16 protein-coding genes are annotated in these 16,031 nt (G+C 64.5%); 6 read left to right on the forward strand and 10 right to left on the reverse strand.

The window, feature by feature from the left end; all coding sequences use genetic code 11:
- Positions 1-45 precede the first annotated feature (45 nt).
- Together OCL88_RS08625 and mnmA are read right to left on the reverse strand one after the other, a co-directional pair.
- The gene (locus OCL88_RS08625) at positions 46-1,677 is read right to left on the reverse strand and encodes a hypothetical protein (RefSeq protein ID WP_166183364.1); all 1,632 of its coding nucleotides are present in this window, start codon (positions 1,675-1,677) and stop codon (positions 46-48) included.
- A gap of 82 nt (positions 1,678-1,759) precedes the next feature.
- Positions 1,760-2,881 (reverse strand): tRNA 2-thiouridine(34) synthase MnmA, encoded by a 1,122-nt coding sequence (mnmA, locus tag OCL88_RS08630; protein ID WP_410868467.1) that lies wholly within the window; start codon positions 2,879-2,881, stop codon positions 1,760-1,762.
- 176 nt (positions 2,882-3,057) lie between these two features.
- On the opposite strand from mnmA, the gene OCL88_RS08635 reads away from it, so the two are divergent.
- Complete coding sequence (locus OCL88_RS08635; protein WP_264962237.1) at positions 3,058-4,311, forward strand: NAD(P)/FAD-dependent oxidoreductase; 1,254 nt, start codon at positions 3,058-3,060, stop codon at positions 4,309-4,311.
- 36 nt (positions 4,312-4,347) lie between these two features.
- On the opposite strand, the gene OCL88_RS08640 is transcribed toward OCL88_RS08635, so the two are convergent.
- Positions 4,348-5,574: a cysteine desulfurase family protein gene (locus tag OCL88_RS08640; protein WP_264962238.1), complete on the reverse strand. Its 1,227-nt coding sequence runs from the start codon at positions 5,572-5,574 to the stop codon at positions 4,348-4,350.
- 9 nt (positions 5,575-5,583) lie between these two features.
- The gene (locus tag OCL88_RS08645) at positions 5,584-6,252 is read right to left on the reverse strand and encodes a helix-turn-helix transcriptional regulator (protein ID WP_264962239.1); all 669 of its coding nucleotides are present in this window, start codon (positions 6,250-6,252) and stop codon (positions 5,584-5,586) included.
- A 92-nt stretch (positions 6,253-6,344) separates the two neighbouring features.
- On the opposite strand from OCL88_RS08645, the gene OCL88_RS08650 reads away from it, so the two are divergent.
- The gene (locus tag OCL88_RS08650) at positions 6,345-6,761 is read left to right on the forward strand and encodes a hypothetical protein (RefSeq protein WP_264962240.1); all 417 of its coding nucleotides are present in this window, start codon (positions 6,345-6,347) and stop codon (positions 6,759-6,761) included.
- A gap of 12 nt (positions 6,762-6,773) precedes the next feature.
- Here OCL88_RS08650 and OCL88_RS08655 read toward each other — a convergent pair whose 3' ends face one another.
- Entirely contained in the window at positions 6,774-7,445 is a 672-nt protein-coding gene (locus OCL88_RS08655; RefSeq protein ID WP_264962241.1) for a hypothetical protein, read from the reverse strand.
- 165 nt (positions 7,446-7,610) lie between these two features.
- Between OCL88_RS08655 and OCL88_RS08660 the strand changes: the two genes are divergently transcribed.
- The 4 genes from OCL88_RS08660 to OCL88_RS08675 all read left to right on the forward strand — a co-directional run bounded on the left by OCL88_RS08660 (position 7,611) and on the right by OCL88_RS08675 (position 10,691).
- The gene (locus tag OCL88_RS08660) at positions 7,611-8,549 is read left to right on the forward strand and encodes a J domain-containing protein (RefSeq protein ID WP_264962242.1); all 939 of its coding nucleotides are present in this window, start codon (positions 7,611-7,613) and stop codon (positions 8,547-8,549) included.
- 35 nt (positions 8,550-8,584) lie between these two features.
- On the forward strand, positions 8,585-9,052 hold the full coding sequence (locus OCL88_RS08665) for a tRNA (cytidine(34)-2'-O)-methyltransferase (protein ID WP_021471842.1): 468 nt from the start codon (positions 8,585-8,587) through the stop codon (positions 9,050-9,052).
- A gap of 177 nt (positions 9,053-9,229) precedes the next feature.
- A complete protein-coding gene (gene sigK / locus OCL88_RS08670) occupies positions 9,230-9,832 on the forward strand; it encodes an ECF RNA polymerase sigma factor SigK (RefSeq protein WP_166183379.1) in 603 nt (200 codons plus the stop codon).
- A 34-nt stretch (positions 9,833-9,866) separates the two neighbouring features.
- Positions 9,867-10,691 (forward strand): anti-sigma factor, encoded by an 825-nt coding sequence (locus OCL88_RS08675; RefSeq protein ID WP_264962243.1) that lies wholly within the window; start codon positions 9,867-9,869, stop codon positions 10,689-10,691.
- A gap of 19 nt (positions 10,692-10,710) precedes the next feature.
- Here OCL88_RS08675 and OCL88_RS08680 read toward each other — a convergent pair whose 3' ends face one another.
- The 5 genes from OCL88_RS08680 to OCL88_RS08700 all read right to left on the reverse strand — a co-directional run bounded on the left by OCL88_RS08680 (position 10,711) and on the right by OCL88_RS08700 (position 15,830).
- Positions 10,711-11,244, reverse strand: a complete 534-nt coding sequence (locus OCL88_RS08680; RefSeq protein WP_193593221.1) for a gluconokinase — start codon at positions 11,242-11,244, stop codon at positions 10,711-10,713.
- A gap of 74 nt (positions 11,245-11,318) precedes the next feature.
- Entirely contained in the window at positions 11,319-12,098 is a 780-nt protein-coding gene (locus OCL88_RS08685; RefSeq protein ID WP_264962244.1) for a PIG-L deacetylase family protein, read from the reverse strand.
- A gap of 4 nt (positions 12,099-12,102) precedes the next feature.
- Positions 12,103-13,056, reverse strand: coding sequence for an electron transfer flavoprotein subunit alpha/FixB family protein (locus tag OCL88_RS08690; RefSeq protein ID WP_069695179.1), 954 nt, complete (start codon positions 13,054-13,056; stop codon positions 12,103-12,105).
- Positions 13,057-13,069: 13 nt separating this feature from the next.
- A complete protein-coding gene (locus OCL88_RS08695) occupies positions 13,070-13,873 on the reverse strand; it encodes an electron transfer flavoprotein subunit beta/FixA family protein (RefSeq protein ID WP_021471836.1) in 804 nt (267 codons plus the stop codon).
- 268 nt (positions 13,874-14,141) lie between these two features.
- On the reverse strand, positions 14,142-15,830 hold the full coding sequence (locus tag OCL88_RS08700; RefSeq protein ID WP_166183388.1) for a S1C family serine protease: 1,689 nt from the start codon (positions 15,828-15,830) through the stop codon (positions 14,142-14,144).
- Positions 15,831-16,031 lie beyond the last annotated feature (201 nt).

Below are 16,031 nucleotides of genomic sequence, written 5' to 3' on the forward strand. Positions count from 1 at the left end.
ATCGGTTCACGAAGGTCCGTCCAGCGCTTGTATTCCCGGTGACGCCTACTCTCCGGTGGAGTGGAACTTGGCCTTGACTCCGGAGGAAGCGGCTTCCTCGATGTCGTGTTCCTCGTCCGAGCCGAACAGCAGCCCCTGCCGTTCCCTGTCCATGACGGGCTTCAGGGCCGCATAGACGAGGCGCCCGCCGGCGTCGAACCTCAGCAGCCCTCCCCCGCGGATGTCCACATACTCCCTGCGCGTTTTGAGGCCAAGCCGGACGAATGCTTCGCGCCTGCTCATCCGCACAGTCTGGATGAACGAGGCGCCGATTTCGGAAACAATGAACCCGTCCGGAGAGACCCTTTCCGATGTCCGGACACGGGTGGAACTCAATGGAGTACGGCGCTCCAAGCGGGCCGCGTCCAGGAGCCTCGGATTTTCCCAGACGAAACGCTGCACTTCCTGGGGGTCGGAGCCCAGCGCGGAAAGCCTGACGGGATAACGGAGCCCCTGGTAATTCTCCACGCCGCTGATGTTGTTCAATGACACCCGCCGGATGCCGATGGCTGAAAACTCGGCCTGCAGCGCTTCGCGGTAGCCATGCGGGTCCTCAGGCACCATGTCCAGGTCCGCCGCGATGATCCCGCGCAGGAGGTCACGCCACCCGACGTCAACGGGAGGCATATAGGACAGCCCCCTGATCACCATCCGCAAGACCCTCGTGGCGACAATCGAACCGGACTCCGCTTTTTGGTGCAGGCTCTGCGCTTCCCCGAAACGGTTGTTTCGCTCGGACCACAATTTCTGCACGGCACGGAGCACGGCCCCCACTACGACAGCTCCCCTCGCGTGGGGCTCCGGGAACTGCTGCCAGTTCTCCGGAATTGCGCCGACAAACGGCTCCCGCAACGGCCCGCGCGCGAACAGGTCACGGGCAAAGTCGAACAGCGAGCGCAGCAATAAGCCATCATCCACCGCCTGGCCCGCTTCGAAGCCTCCGGCAGCTGCCTCCAGCTGGCGGTACACGATGTCCCTGGAAGAGAAAACGGACAATATTGCCACCAGGTCGGCCAAGGCCTCGTGCATGGCCAGCTGCTCCAACGTAGCCAGTTGATCCGCCCAGGCCGGCCTGAACCCGTCGAGGATCGCGTGGGTCACCTCGTGGGCCACGATGTCCCGGTAGAGGGCCGTGGGCACCTTGTAACCCATACGGTCAACGGAACCGAAGCGGATGGTGTTGCTCCCGCGCTCGTAGCCGGTGTCTGTTGCCGTGACCAGGTCCCGGGCCTTGAGGATCAGCCTGCCCTCCGGGTTCCACGGCATGCGGCGGCCCAAGGTGGTCTCGAAAATATCCAGGGTGTGCATGGCCACCCCGTAAACGTGCTGGGCCAGGAAGCGGGTGTCATCCAGGAGTTCGCGAAGGTCCGACGGCGGAGGCTGGGACAACAGCTGCCATGGATCGCCTTTGCTGGTCAGGGTCACCGGGGAAACGGTCGTGCCCCGCCATTTACGGATGTGGACGGCGTAGCGATTGCCTGTCGGACCGCGGCGAAGACGTTCTACGGGTATCCGGACCTGGGCGGTCAGCGGCGGCGATCCCGCTGCGCCTATGGGCCCTTCCGCGAGGACGGTCACTGAGACCGTCTGCCCCGCCTTGATGTCACCAGGGCTCTTCTTCGGAAATGCCACTGCCATCGCCGTCCCCATTGCGGACCCCACCGCAGCGGATACGCTGCTGAGGCAAGTATGGGCGTCCGCCCGCCTGTCAGGCAACCAGCTAGAGGGCGGCCCTCTGCAGTGAGCGGGCGGCGTCGATGGTTGCCTGTCCGAGAACGCGGCTGCCCTGGTACAGGACCACCGTCTGCCCGGGCGCGACTCCGCGCAAGGAATCGGTCAAGGTGACCACAAGTTCAGTCCGTTCAACACCGGCATCGTCCTGAACCGACTCGACCCGGGCCGTTGCCGAAACCGGATCACCGTGGGCCCTGACCTGGGCGTGGCACGGGAACTGCTCGCCTGTCGCGACCTCCGCGATCGGCAGGCCTGCCCACGACACCTTGATCCCCCGGATCTCATCGATGGCCAGCAACGCCTCCGGGCCAACCACAACCTTATTTTCCTTGGGGCGGATTTCAAGGACGAACCGCGGCTTGCCGTCGGCGGCCGGGGTACCCAGCTTCAAACCACGGCGCTGCCCCACTGTGAAGGCGTTGGCCCCCGGGTGCTCGCCGACCTTCTTGCCGGTTTCATCAACGATGTCTCCGGTGGTCATCTCGATTTTTTCGGCAAGCCAGCCCCGGGTGTCGCCGTCGGAGATGAAGCAGATGTCGTGGCTGTCCGGCTTGTTGGCCACGGAAAGGCCGCGCCGTTCCGCTTCGGCCCGCACCTCGGCCTTGGAGGGGGTGTCAGCCAGGGGGAACATGGAATGCTTCAACTGCTCATGGGTGAGGACGCCCAGGACGTAGCTCTGGTCCTTTGCCCAGTCCGCGGCACGATGCAACTCCCGGTTGCCGTCCGCGTCCTCAATGACCTTGGCATAATGGCCGGTGCACACGGCGTCAAAGCCCAGGGCGATGGCCTTCTCAAGGAGCGCAGCGAACTTGATGCGTTCGTTGCAGCGCATGCAGGGGTTCGGCGTCCGACCTGCCGCATACTCGTCAATGAAGTCCTGGACGACGTCTTCCTTGAAGCGTTCCGAGAAGTCCCAGACGTAGTACGGGATCCCCAGGACATCGCAGGCGCGCCAGGCATCGCGGGAGTCCTCGATGGTGCAGCAGCCACGGCTTCCCGTCCGGAGGGTTCCAGGCATGCGCGACAACGCCAGATGGACTCCGACGACGTCATGCCCGGCCTCGACTGCCCGGGCGGCTGCTACAGCGGAATCAACTCCGCCGCTCATTGCTGCAAGTACTCGCATGCTGGCTTTCTGTGATGGGGATTGGTGGCACGGATCCGGCTCAGGTCAGTCGGCGCGCCCATCTATTCTAGCCGATTCCCTTGAGCGGACAGTTTTCCTTGACTGCCGCCCCCAACGCTTCTAAAGTCAAAGAGACCAGTTTTAGAATCGGAGTTGACATGGCAACTGAACGAATGGTCATAGCCGGCGGAGGCCTGGCTGGCGCTACCGCCGCCAAGACACTGCGCGCCGAGGGGTTCGAAGGACCCATAACCCTCCTTGCGGCCGAATCCCGGAACCCCTACCTCCGCCCGCCGCTCTCCAAAGAGTTCCTCCTGGGAAAGGCCGATGAGGAATCGGTGCCGGTCATGCCCTCGCAGTGGTACGTGGAAAACGATGTGGAGCTCCTCACGGGCACTTCCGCGACAGCCATTGACACCAGGGAGCACTCGGTCGCCTTGGACGACGGGAGCTTCCGGCAGTACGCCAAGTTGCTGCTGGCAACAGGGGCCCAACCCCGTCGCATCCCCCTTCCGGGCTCAGAGCTTGAGGGGGTCATGACGTTCCGGACCTTCGACGACAGCATCCGCTTGCGTTCGCTCCTGGAGCAAGGCGGACGGCGGGTGGTCATGATCGGTTCAGGATGGGTCGGCATGGAACTCGCGGCGGCGGCACGCAGCTACGGCAACGAGGTCACCCTGCTTGGCCTGGAGGATATCCCGCTGGGCACAGCCATCGGCCCCGAACTGGGCACCTACTTCCGGAGGCTGCACGAGGACAACGGAGTCAGATTCCATCTGCCGGCCAGTGCGGTTTCCATCGAAGGACGCGGCGGGCACGCCTCGTCCGTCACCACCACCACCGGGGCTGAGATTCCAGCGGACCTGGCGATCATCGCCGTCGGCATCGTTCCCGACACGGCACTGGCCGAAGCGGCAGGCCTTAAGGTGCGCAACGGCGTCGTAGTGGATGCCTCACTGCGGACCAGCGCACCGGACGTCCTCGCAGCCGGAGACGTAGCCAATGCGCTGCACCCCTTTACCGGCGAGCACCACCGGAGCGAGCACTGGGCCAATGCCCTCAACGGCGGAAAGGTGGCGGCCAAGTCCATGCTGGGCCAGGACGCCGTCCTCGACGCGGTCCCGTACTTCTATACGGACCAGTTCACCCTCAGCATGGAATACTCCGGTTTTCCGTCGCTCACTACCGGCATCGAGCCCGCCATCAGGGGCTCAATGGAGGACGGGAGCTTTACGGCATTCTGGATCCGGAACGCCCAGGACGGCACGGGTCAGGTGGTCGCAGGGATGAGCGTTAACCAGAGGCGGGTCCAGAAACCGATCAAGGCGTTGATTTCAGGGCGCGTCCCCGTGGACGTATCGCGACTCCTGGATCCGGCCAACCCCTTGGAGGAGTTTGCGGCTGCTGCATAGCAGGAGATCCCGCAACCCATCCGCAGACCGCCCAAGCTAGGCCCGGATACCGTTCCGGGCTTCGGTGGCGGCCGTCTGGATGCTCGATTCATGGCCGGCCATACCCGCCTGGCGTGCCCGCGCGTACGCATCCGGCAGTGCTTTCAATAGGGCTTCCACGTCAGCGTCTGTGGACGAATGGCCCAGAGTGAACCGCTGCGCGCCCCGGGCGGTGTCTTCGTCCATGCCCATGGCGAGCAGGACATGGGAGGGCCGGGGAACTCCCGCGGTGCAGGCAGAACCGGTGGAGGACTCGACTCCGGCCAGGTCAAGCAGGAACAGCAACGAATCACCTTCGCAGCCGGGGAACGTGAAGTGGGCATTGCCGGGCAAGCGACCTTGAGCCGGAGCGCCGCGCAGCACTGCCTCAGGAATTGCCTTCTGCACGCCGGCAATGAGGCGGTCACGCAACGAGCTGAGCCGCCCGGCTTCGCCGTCCAGATTGGCGACGGCGGCCTCAGCGGCAGCAGCGAAGGCCGCGATGGCCGGGGTGTCCAGCGTCCCGGAGCGCACGTCGCGCTCCTGGCCGCCGCCGTGCTGCACGGGCGTCAGGGAGACGGCCCGGCCCAGGAAAAGGGCGCCCACACCTACGGGTCCGCCGATCTTGTGGCCGGAGACCGACATGGCGGCCAGGCCGGAGGAGCGAAAGTCCAAAGGCACGGCGCCGAACGCCTGGACGGCATCCGAATGAACCGGAATTCCGTGGCGGGCCGCGAGCCGGACGACGTCCGGGATGGGCTGGATGGACCCTACCTCGTTGTTGGCCCACATGACGGTCATCAAGGCCACAGAGCCGGGATCACGCTCAATTTCGCTCTCAACGGCGTCCAACCGGATCACGCCTTGAGCGTCAACCGGAAGCCAGGCAACCTCGGCACCTTCGTGCCGCTCGAGCCATTCCACCGCGTCCATGACGGCGTGATGCTCGACGGCGGAGCAGAGTATCCGTGTCCGCTTCGGGTCCGCGTCCCGCCGGGACCAATACAAGCCCTTGACGGCCAGGTTGTCGGCCTCCGTACCGCCGGAGGTGAAGATGACTTCTGAAGGATGCGCACCCGCGGCAGCGGCAAGCGTTTCACGGGCCTCTTCCACCGTCCGTCGCGCCCGGCGTCCCGCACTGTGCAGGGAGGAAGGATTTCCCGTCCGGGCAAGTTCGCGGGTCATGACGGCGAGCGCTTCGGCCGACATGCTGGTGGTGGCGGCGTGGTCAAGGTATACGGGCACCCTGCAATTCTATCGAGCTGCGGTGATGCGGGCGCAGCAGTGGCCGGGCCCCGGATCGGGCACCACGGAGTCAGCCGGCAGCCCGGACGACTCCGCCGCCCCTTTGAGCAACGCTCCGTTCATGGCACACACCACGTCCGCATGGTCGCGGGACAGCCGATGAAAGGGACAATTGAGCAGCCTGTATCCACCGCTGCCGTCCTCCACGGGTTCGTACCCAAGATCGGCCAGGACGGCTGAAAATTCTCCGGGCCGTCCGGATTCGCGTCCCTTGCCGTGGGCAGCCGCCTCAAGAGCCTCCGCAACGGACCCGCCGTTGCCAAGAGATGTGGAGATGGCACGCGCCATGACGTCGCCGGCAAGGTCATAGTGCCGGTCCGGAACCGAAGCGCCCACTTCATCCACGGACGTCCGGTAGAACTTCGAAGGCCGCCCGGAACCCGGACCGCTTTTGGCCGAGGTTTTCCGGAACTCAACCTGCAGCACTCCGTCACGGACCAATCGATCCAGGTGGAAGGACGCGGTACTGCGCGGAATACCCAGTGCTTCTGCCGCCTGGTCCCGCCCCACTGCATCGGCCGCGTCGCCGACGTACCTGAAGAGGGCACGGCGGTTCGCGTCGTCCATGGACGCCAGCGCCGCAATCCTGGCCAGCCACGGGGCCTTCTGCTTGCTCATGGTTCAAGGCTATCTCTAAAAACAACATTCGTTGATTAATCATCCCGGCGATTCTAAAATCAAGATACCTATTTATAGAAGGGAGCATCGCCATGGAACCTTCAACTGCACACGCCGTCTCCACCACCACGGTGTTGAAGGACCGCACATCCCGTCAGGCGTTCGTCCTGCTGCGCACCATCTTTACGGTGGCGCCCATCCTGTTCGGCGTGGACAAGTTCACCAACCTGCTCACGGACTGGACCGCTTATCTGGCGCCCGCGGCGACCACCGTCATCCCGGTTCCGGCCCAGACCTTCATGTATGGCGTGGGCATCATCGAGGTCATTGCCGGCATCATTGTCGCCCTGCGGCCACGGATCGGTTCGGTCATTGTGGCCTTGTGGCTTCTGGGGATCATCGTCAACCTGCTGGTGTTGGGCAGCTTCTTCGACGTCGCCCTGCGGGACTTCGGCCTCCTGGTTGGCGCCCTGGCCTTGAACCGGCTTGCTTCAAGGCACGGGAAGTAGGCCGGCAGCTGCTCAGGCGGGTGGTACCAGTACCACGCCGGTTTCGACGTCGGCCCTCGCCTTGGCCAGGGCGGCGTCATCGGGGCACGTGATGGACACGTAAACGGACGCGGCCGGGCCGCTGAACAACCGACCCAAAACCACTGCGGAAGCAGCACCATTTGCCGCTGAGGATTCCAGCGCCAGCAGTTCCACTTTCCTCAGCGGCTTGTCCGTATCCTGCCCCCAACGAAGTGTCACAGGCGTCAGCCGGCCGGGGTCGATCGCGGGATTCATGTACTGGAACATGGCCTTTGTGGAGGCCTCGTCATTTCCGGCTTCGACAAGGGGCCCTTGATTGATCGAGACGCGGGTGACCGCCACGCAACCATCGGACTTCTTATATTCGTCCTCGCCCTGCTTGGCTGCATGGACCAATGACCACCCCGGGACTTCCTGCAACTTGGACTCCATGGTCACCGGATCCCCCGGTACCAGGCTGGCCCCGGCGCTCAACGGCAGATCCTTCGCCGCGACAGCAGCTGCATCGTGGCCGGGCGTAATAGTCGGTGTCGATAACGTGGATTCCACCGGCGACGGCTTCGGAGCGGCCGGGTCAGGCACGTTGACGCTACAGGCGCCGAGGACTGCGGCTGATGCCACGGCACCCAAGCCAAGCAGCCGTCGTCGAACATTGCGTACCACTGTTGCTCCTCACTCGCCGTCCTGCCCGACTGAGTCTAGCCGCCCGGCCGGGAACCGGAGCCACCACTGCGAACGTTCAACTGTTGGCTGGATAAACTGGCCGGAACCGCGCCCCTCCCCTGTGGATGCAAAGAGGGACGCACCAGACTAGAGAAGGGCCCGTGCTTGGCCGACGGCAACAGTTCGCATTACCAGGTCCTTCGCGTGTCCGTCACCGCGACGGACAAGGAGATCAAACAGGCCTACCGCAAGGCCGCCAGGAAGGCACACCCGGACCATGGCGGAGACGCTGAGATCTTCCGCCGGGTTACCTTGGCCTACGAAACCCTGATCGACCCGCGCCGCCGGGCGGAGTACGACCGCAGGTACGCCGCCAATACCCCGGCCCCGGGCCGCTCCGGAGCAGCAGCTTACGAGGGACCTGCCAGCGGGTCCACCACTTCCGCAGGAGTCAGGCGCCCGCAGTCCCCCCGCAACACCGCCGGGGACGCCCCGGTGTACGTTCCCGCGTTCGATGACCCCAACGAAGTTCCCCTCATTTCCCGGGCAGAGGCCGTGCAGCAAATGCATGGCATGCCCCGCAGGCGGGGCATCTTCGGGGCAGAAGCCCGTATCCAGCGGGAAACGCGGACAGTCCAGCTCATCAGCAAACAGGTCCTGTCAGCTATTCCTGCGGCCAGGCTCATCAACGGGCTGCGGTCCCCGTCGGACAACAACCACATTGACCACGCCGTGCTGTCCGGATACCGGCTCGCCCTGGTCGGCTCGATGCTGCTCCCCAAGGGTGCCTATGCCTGGGACGGCCAATCGTTACGCCACGGCGGCCGCTCCATCGCTCCCCCGCAACTGGCCCACATCGTCAGGCACATGCAGGACCTTTTTCCCGAGCTCAACGTCACCGGGTGGGTTGTCCTGCACAGCCCCGACGGCAATCTGCACGAGCCCGTGATCGACCACTACGGCAAATCCCGTTCCGGAGGTGGAGTGGAAATAGTCAACGGTGCAGGCCTGGCCCGGGGGCTCAAGCAGTTCCTCAGTTCCGGGCCCGCGCCGAACACCGTGGTTGTGCCGGTCCTGGCACGCTTGCTGCGGGGCATGCACTGACCTGCAGCCGCTCCAGGCATCGCTAGGATGGGACGGTGTTCCGCATCCTCTTCCACACTCCCGAAATTCCCGGCAATACCGGAAATGCCATCCGCCTTGCCGCCATCACCGGCGCTGAGCTCCACCTGGTTGAGCCGCTGGGCTTCGACTTCTCGGACGCAAAACTTCGCCGTGCCGGCCTCGATTACCATGACCTCGCCGTCGTGACCGTTCATCAGGACATTGACGCCGCTTGGGCGGCACTCCAGCCGCAACGCGTCTTCGCATTCACGTCCGACGGCGACACCACCTACACCGATATCGCCTACCAAGAGGGCGACGTACTGCTCTTCGGGCCCGAATCCGTCGGCTTGCCTGAGTGGTTGAAGCAGGACCCGCACGTCACCGCACGCGTCCGGCTGCCCATGCTTCCTTCCCTGCGCTCACTCAACCTGGCCAACGCAGCGTCCATCGCCGTGTTCGAGGCATGGCGCCAGAACGGCTTCGCCGGAGCCAAACTGTAGCCATCCGGACCGGCTGCGGCTCCGAATACCTGATGCGGGAAAGAGCCGCCGAAGGCCGGGAAGGAGACGCATGTGAGTACGCTGGAGAGGGGCATGCCGCCACGCAATGTTCCAGCGACAGTATCTGGGCCCGGTTGGCCTGCACGTCAGCCCCTGGACAACATATGCTGGACAGTGATGGACACCCCCAACAACCCCGCTCCCCCGGTTTTTGAAACCGCCCCGGCAACTGACGTGGGTTCGCAGCTGGCCGGTTTGCTTGAGTTGGTTGCCAACGGCGACCAGCAGGCCTTTGCGGATTTTTACCGGCTCACCTCCCGACGCGTTTACGGGATGGCCAAACGCGTCCTGATCGACCCGGACCTCAGCGAGGATGCCACCCAGGAAGTTTTCATGCAGGTGTGGCAGGGCGCTGCCAAGTTCGATTCCTCGGCGGGAAGCCCCATGGCCTGGCTGATGACCATCGCCCACCGCCGGGCCATTGACCGCGTTCGGGCGGTCCAGGCCGCCTCGGACCGCGAAGCCAGGTACGGTGCGGCAAGCCAGGATCCCGACCATGACGTCGTGGCCGAGGAAGTTGGAACCAACCTCGAAGCCGAAGCTGTGAGCCGCTGCCTGGGAACACTGACCGAAACCCAGCAGGAGTCTGTCCGGCTGGCCTATTACGGCGGCCTCACGTATCGGGAAGTCGCAGAAAAACTCGGCGCAGCCGTGCCGACCATCAAGTCCCGGATCCGGGACGGCCTCCTGCGCCTCAAGACGTGCTTGGGGGTGGGCTGACTTGAGCGAAAGCAGTGGAGGATTCATCCGCAAAATGTTCGCGAACGACATCGCAACCGACCTGGCCGAAGGCCGCGTCCTGGAGTTGGCAGAACTCTATGCCCTGGACGCCGTTACCGATTCCGAACGTGCCTTGATCGATGACTACATCAAGGACGCTCCCGAAGGACCTGAGTTCCTTGAGCGCGTCCGGCAGGCCCGGGAAACATTGGCCATCAGTTTTACCGCCGAAGAAGAGCCCCCGGCCCGCCTGTTCCACGACTTGATGGAGAAGATCGCCCACGAGCCCCGCGCCCAGGGAGTTGACGCCGAACAGGGGCCGGGCGCACCTGTGGTGGCTGACAAACCTGCAGCACCGGCCGCCGTCGCGGATCTTGACGGAGCACGGACCAAACGCGCCGAAAGGCGTCGCCTTGGCGGTGCCCGTGGCTGGTTGATCGGAGCTGCGGCCGCCGCCGTCATCGCCGTGGCCGGCGTCGGCATCGGCGGCTACATGGCAGGCCAGAACGATCCCGTCGCCCAGGTCCTCCAAGCCCAGGACGTGCGGAAGAAGACGGCCGACGTTCCCGGCGGCGGCACCGCCACGATCTCGGCGTCGTCGGCGAAGGACTCGTTCGTGGTCCTTATGGACGGCGTAGCCCCTGCCCCATCAGGCAAGGTGTATCAGCTGTGGACCCTCCCCAAGGACGGTTCGGCACCTGTCCCGCAAGGCACCATGGATGCCGAAACCCTCTCAAAGCCTGCTGTGGTGAAGGGACTGTCCGCGGCGTCTTCCGTGGCAATTACGGTGGAGCCCACCGGCGGATCGCAGGCCCCCACCAGCGACCCTGTCCTGGTGGTACCGCTCGGCTCCGCTTGATGGCAGGCACCCGCCCGGGTCAGCCCGCGCCGGCGCCAACCGGGTGGAGACCAAGGCGTTCGATGACCTCGTCCGCCTCTTCGGCGGGCGAGGCCGAAACACACAGCGAAACGTAGTTCTCGTCCTCGGTCGGTTCTTCGAGCGCTTCGAACTGCGACTCAAGGAGGGACGCCGGCATGAAGTGACCGTGCCGGGAAGCAAGCCGGTCCGAGATCCTGTCCTTGCTGCCTTGCAGGAAGACGAAGACCACGCCCTCGCCCCGGAGGACGTCCCGGTACTTCTTCTTCAGGGCGGAGCACGTAATGATGGCCGGAGTGCCTGCGGCAGTGTGCGCTTTGATCCAGTCCGCGATGGTGCCGAGCCACGGCCAGCGGTCCTCATCGGTGAGCGCCTGTCCCGCGTGCATCTTTGCCACATTTGCTTCCGGATGCAGGTCGTCGCCCTCGGCCAGGTCCCAGCCAAGCTTGCCTGCGAGTACGCCCGCTACCGTCGACTTGCCGGAACCGGAGACCCCCATGATCACCAGAACGGGCTGTTGTGCAGTCTTCGCCATCAAAGTCCGCCTTCCTCAAATAAATATGATTTAACCGAGGTCAAGCATATGGCAGGGGTTACATCAGGGCAATATCAGAACCCTGCTATGGTGCTGTTTCCGTTGACGGCCACCACGTGGAACGCCTCAGCACTCCGGCCTTCAGGGAAGCCCGCGCGTCCTCCGTTCGCGATCAGGTTGTTCCGCACCACGCGTTCCATGTGCGCCACGTCGGGATGCTGGCTCGCATGGATCCGGATGGCCGCCAGCTTCGAGTCCACGTGGTCCGTGACGTCAACAAAGTGGTTTTCCAGTGATCCGGGGCTGGAGATGAACCATAGCCAGGGCAGCTTGTAAGCCTGAAGGCCGGCCTCGGCGAGTTCCGGGTAGGCGAACGGGTTCTCTACTGCAGGATAGATTGCCCGTGTCACGGCCTCACCCGCTGCCAGATGGTCGGGGTGGCTTTTCTGGATCCGGTCCCAGTTCCGTTCAGGGTGCATCGTCAGGACAATCTGGGGACGGATCCGGCGGATCAGTTCCACCACCCGCTTGATGACCTCGTGTGTCGGCTCCAAGTACCCGTCGCGCTCATGCAGGTAGTGGATATCCTGCACTCCCACCAGGGAAGCCGCGTGCCGTTGTTCCTCGGCCCGGAGCTCAATGATGCGCTCACGGTCCACGGGATCAAACCCGCCGGCGTCACCGTCGGTCATGATGCAGTAACTTACCTGGACGCCCGCAGCGGTCCAGGCAGCAATGGTGCCGGCAGCACCGAAGTCGATGTCGTCCGGGTGGGCAGTAAAACAAAGCACCCGCTCAACGCGCTCCGTGGAGGCATTGAACGGGCTCTTCGATGACGAAACGTCAAAAGCCAAGGAACTAGCCCTTCCGCTTCTTGATCTCGGCTGTAGCCTGGGGCAGGACCTTGAAGAGGTCTCCAACGATCCCGAAGTCGGCGATCTCGAACACCGGAGATTCGGCATCCTTGTTGATGGCCACGATCACCTTGGAGGTCTGCATGCCGGCCTTCTGCTGGATCGCTCCGGAAATACCCGCAGAGATGTAGAGCTGTGGCGAGACGGTGACGCCGGTCTGGCCCACTTGGGCGTCGTGGCCGATCCAACCGGCATCCGTTGCGGCTCGTGAAGCGCCAACGGCAGCCCCCAGGACGTCCGCCAGTTCCTCCAGCGGTCCGAAGTCGCCATCAACACCGCGGCCACCTGCCACCACGATCCGGGCCTCGCTCAGGTCCGGACGGCCGGAGGCAGGCTTGGCCTCGCGGGATGAGATGCGCGCTGCCGCCGCGGTAGCGTCGGCCGGAACTTCCACCTTGGCAACCTCCGGCGTGGTAGCGGTATCTGCAGGCTGCGGTTCAATCAAGTTCGCCTTGACAGTCAGCACGGCAACTGGCGTCGTGGCCTTGGCGGAGGTGTTGTACGAGCCGGCGAGGACAGACTTATGGGCTGTCCCATCGGCTTCCACCCCAACAACATCCGTGATGACTCCGGCGCTGAGCTTGATGCCCAGCCGCCCGGCGATCTCCTTGCCCTCGGGCGAGTTTTCGAGGAGCACGCGGGTTGCTCCCGAGGCCGCCACAGCGGCGGCAAGGTAAGCGGCCTTGGGCCCCACAAGGTAATCGCCCAGATCGTTCGACGACGGCTGGTACACGGCAGTGACGCCATAGGCGCCCAGGGTCGCCGCGGCGTCGTCGTTCAGTTCACCGTTGACCGCCACGGCGGTCTCCCCCAGCTGGCGGGCGAGGGTCAGGAGTTCCAGGCTGCTCTTCTTGAGCGATGCTCCCGGGTTGTCAATGAAAACAAGTGCGTTTGCCATGTGTGCAGTCCTCTTAGAGCAGCTTCTGTGCGGCCAGGAAGTCGACCAGCTTGATGCCGGCGTCGCCTTCGTCATTGATGATGGTGCCTGCTGTCCGCGGCGGCCGGGCCTCTGCCGTTTCCACCACGGTCCAGGATCCGGCGAGACCCACCTGGGAGGCATCAACTCCAACGTCGGCCAGCGTCAGGGACGCGATCTTCTTCTTCTTGGCTGCCAGGATGCCCTTGAAGTTGGGGTACCGGGGCTCGTTGATCTGATCGGTGACAGAGACGAGCGCGGGCAGCTGCGCTTCCACTGTTTCCGAGTGCGTCCCCGCATCCCGGCGTGCCACGGCAGTGCGGCCGTTGACCTCCAATGTGGAGGCGAAGGTGAGCTGCGGGAGGCCGAGGCGCTCGGCCAGCTGCGCGGGAACCAAGGACGTCTCCCCGTCCGTGGAAGCCATGCCCGTCAGGACCAGGTCCACGGGACGTCCGTCGGAGGAGATGTGGCGGATGGCGGCGGCAAGGGCCAAGGACGTGGCAGCGGCGTCGGATCCTGCCAACGCGTCATCGCTCAGGTGCACTCCGGAGTAGGCACCGATCTGCAGCGACTTCTTGACCGAGTTCACGGCCCCGGAGGGACCCATGCTCAGTGCGATGACCTCGTTGCCGGCCTTGGCGCCGCCGCGTTCTTCAGCAAGTTGCAGCGCGGCCTCGAGGGCGTATTCATCCAGTTCGGACAAGATACTTTCGTCACGGTCCGTGGTGTTGCCCGGTCCTGTGATGTGCCGGTCGAACTGGGCGTCCGGGACGTGCTTGACCAGAACGACAATCTTCAATGTCTCTTCCACTGTCTTCGAAGCAGCCTTCCATGCTTGTGGACGGCCAACCGCAGTAAACGTGGCCGTGAAACGCCCAACGCGTGGGCTCCCCCTAGCTAAGCATATTGCCCGCAAAAAACCATTGCGGGGTTAACTCCTGTTTCAGGATCGGTCCTCGCCCGCGGCGGACGCCCGACGGCGGGAGGGCACCATGGGTTGGTTGCCAACCGCAGGTGCCTCCCGCCGTCGTACTTTACGTTGGGTCCAGCTTTACGTTGGGTCCGGCCTACTTGGCGGCGTCGAGCGTGACGTCGACTTCCTGTGACTGGCCGTTGCGTTCGATGGTGACCTTGACCTTGGCACCGGCAGGCTGTTCGCGGACGGCGGCAGTCAACTGGTTGGGGTCGCTGATGGCGTAGTCGCCGAACTTGGTGACGACGTCCCCTACCTTGATGCCGGCCTTGGCGGCCGCCGAGTCCGCTGTCACTGACGCGACTTCAGCGCCCACCGAGAAACCGGAATTGCCGCCCGTGGACGACTTTGACCTGACCGACACGCCAAACTGTCCGTGGCTGGCCTTCCCGTTGTCGATGATTTCCTGGGCAATCCGCTTCGCGTGGTTGATCGGCACACTGAACCCAACGCCGATGTTGCCGGTCGAAGAATCGGAATTGCCGCTGCCAGCCGAGGCGATGGCGACGTTGACGCCGATGATCTCGCCCTTGCTGTTGACCAAGGCGCCGCCGGAGTTGCCCGGATTGATGGCGGCGTCCGTCTGGATCACGTTGATGGCAATCGATCCCTCGTTCGCCGAGCGCTGGCTCTGGCCGCCGTTCGGCGGAGCGAACTGGAAGCCCTCGTCGTTGCCCTGGCTGTTGTCCGGCCCATCCTCGGGAACGGCTGACGAGGCAACGCTGATGGTCCGGTTGAGCGTTGAGACAATACCGTCGGTCACCGTGCCGGTGAGTCCAAGCGGCGAACCGATCGCGACGGCGGTGTCCCCCACGTTGATCTTGGAGGAATCACCCAGCGTGGCCGGCACCAGCCCGGAGGCGTCGGATACCTTGATGACCGCGAGATCGGACAGCGGGTCAGTGCCCACGATCGTGGCCTTCATGACCTTGCCGTCACTGGTACGGACTTCGATCGCGGCGTTGGACGTAGCGCCGTCCAGCGTCACCACGTGGGTGTTGGTCAGGATGTGGCCTTGGTCATCAATGATGATGCCTGAGCCCGTGCCACCTTCACTTCCGCTGGTGGCCTTGATGGTGACAACGCTGGGTGACGCCTTTGCGGCAGCAGCCGTAATGACGTTGACGTCGTCCTTGTTGTTCACGATCAGGGTGCTGGACTGGCCGCTGCTGGAGGACGCCGTGGCAGGCTCATCCATCAGCGCACTGGTACCAGCCACCACTCCGCCGCCCACGAGGCCCGCTGCCAGGATGCTGGCAACCAGTGTCCCGACGCCGAAGACCGGCTTGGCCTTCGTTTTCCCGGAGGGCTGCTGGCCGGGGGCGTGGTAAGTGCCTTGGCCCTGCCGTGCGTGGCTGCTGTTCGGGTCGTGGCCGCCGGTGGATTGTGCGCCGTAGAACGGGTGGCGCTGGGGGTACTCCGGCCGCTGCCCGGCAGCTGGGTAGCCTCCGCCGTACGGGGCCCGGTCCGGCTGCTGGTAGCCTCCGGGCTGCGCTTGGCCGTGTTGGGGTTGGCCGGGCTGTGACTGGCTTGTTTGGGGCTGGCTGTGCTGAGCCTGTCCGTATTGGGGTTGGGCGAACTGCGGGCCTACGGCGGGGCGGCCTCCCTCGGCGCCCGGCTGGAACGCCGGCAAGGGGGCAGTGGGCTGGGCAGGAGCTCCGTAGCCGGAGCCGGCTGCGGGTTGCTGCCGGGTGGGGTTGGCATCGGAAGTGCCCGTACCGTCCCGTGGCGCCGAAGGCTCGCGGTTCTCCGGTGCATTTCCCTGAGCTGGGTTCTCCGTCATGGGGGTGTCCTTTCGTTCTGACCTACCTCAACTATGGACCCGTTGACTGGAACAATTTCGGACGTTTGCTGGGAGCTTACTGAAAGGCCCCTTTCCTGCCCGGGAACACGCTGTCCCCACCGGCGCTGAAGGCTTCAACGCGCGGAACTTCGGGGTTTCTCCTGTATTTCGCTGGTGGCATATTCAGCCCTGTGGACGGGG

It is taken from the genome of Paenarthrobacter sp. PAE-2 (assembly GCF_026013155.1).
GTDB classification, from domain to species: domain Bacteria; phylum Actinomycetota; class Actinomycetes; order Actinomycetales; family Micrococcaceae; genus Arthrobacter; species Arthrobacter ureafaciens.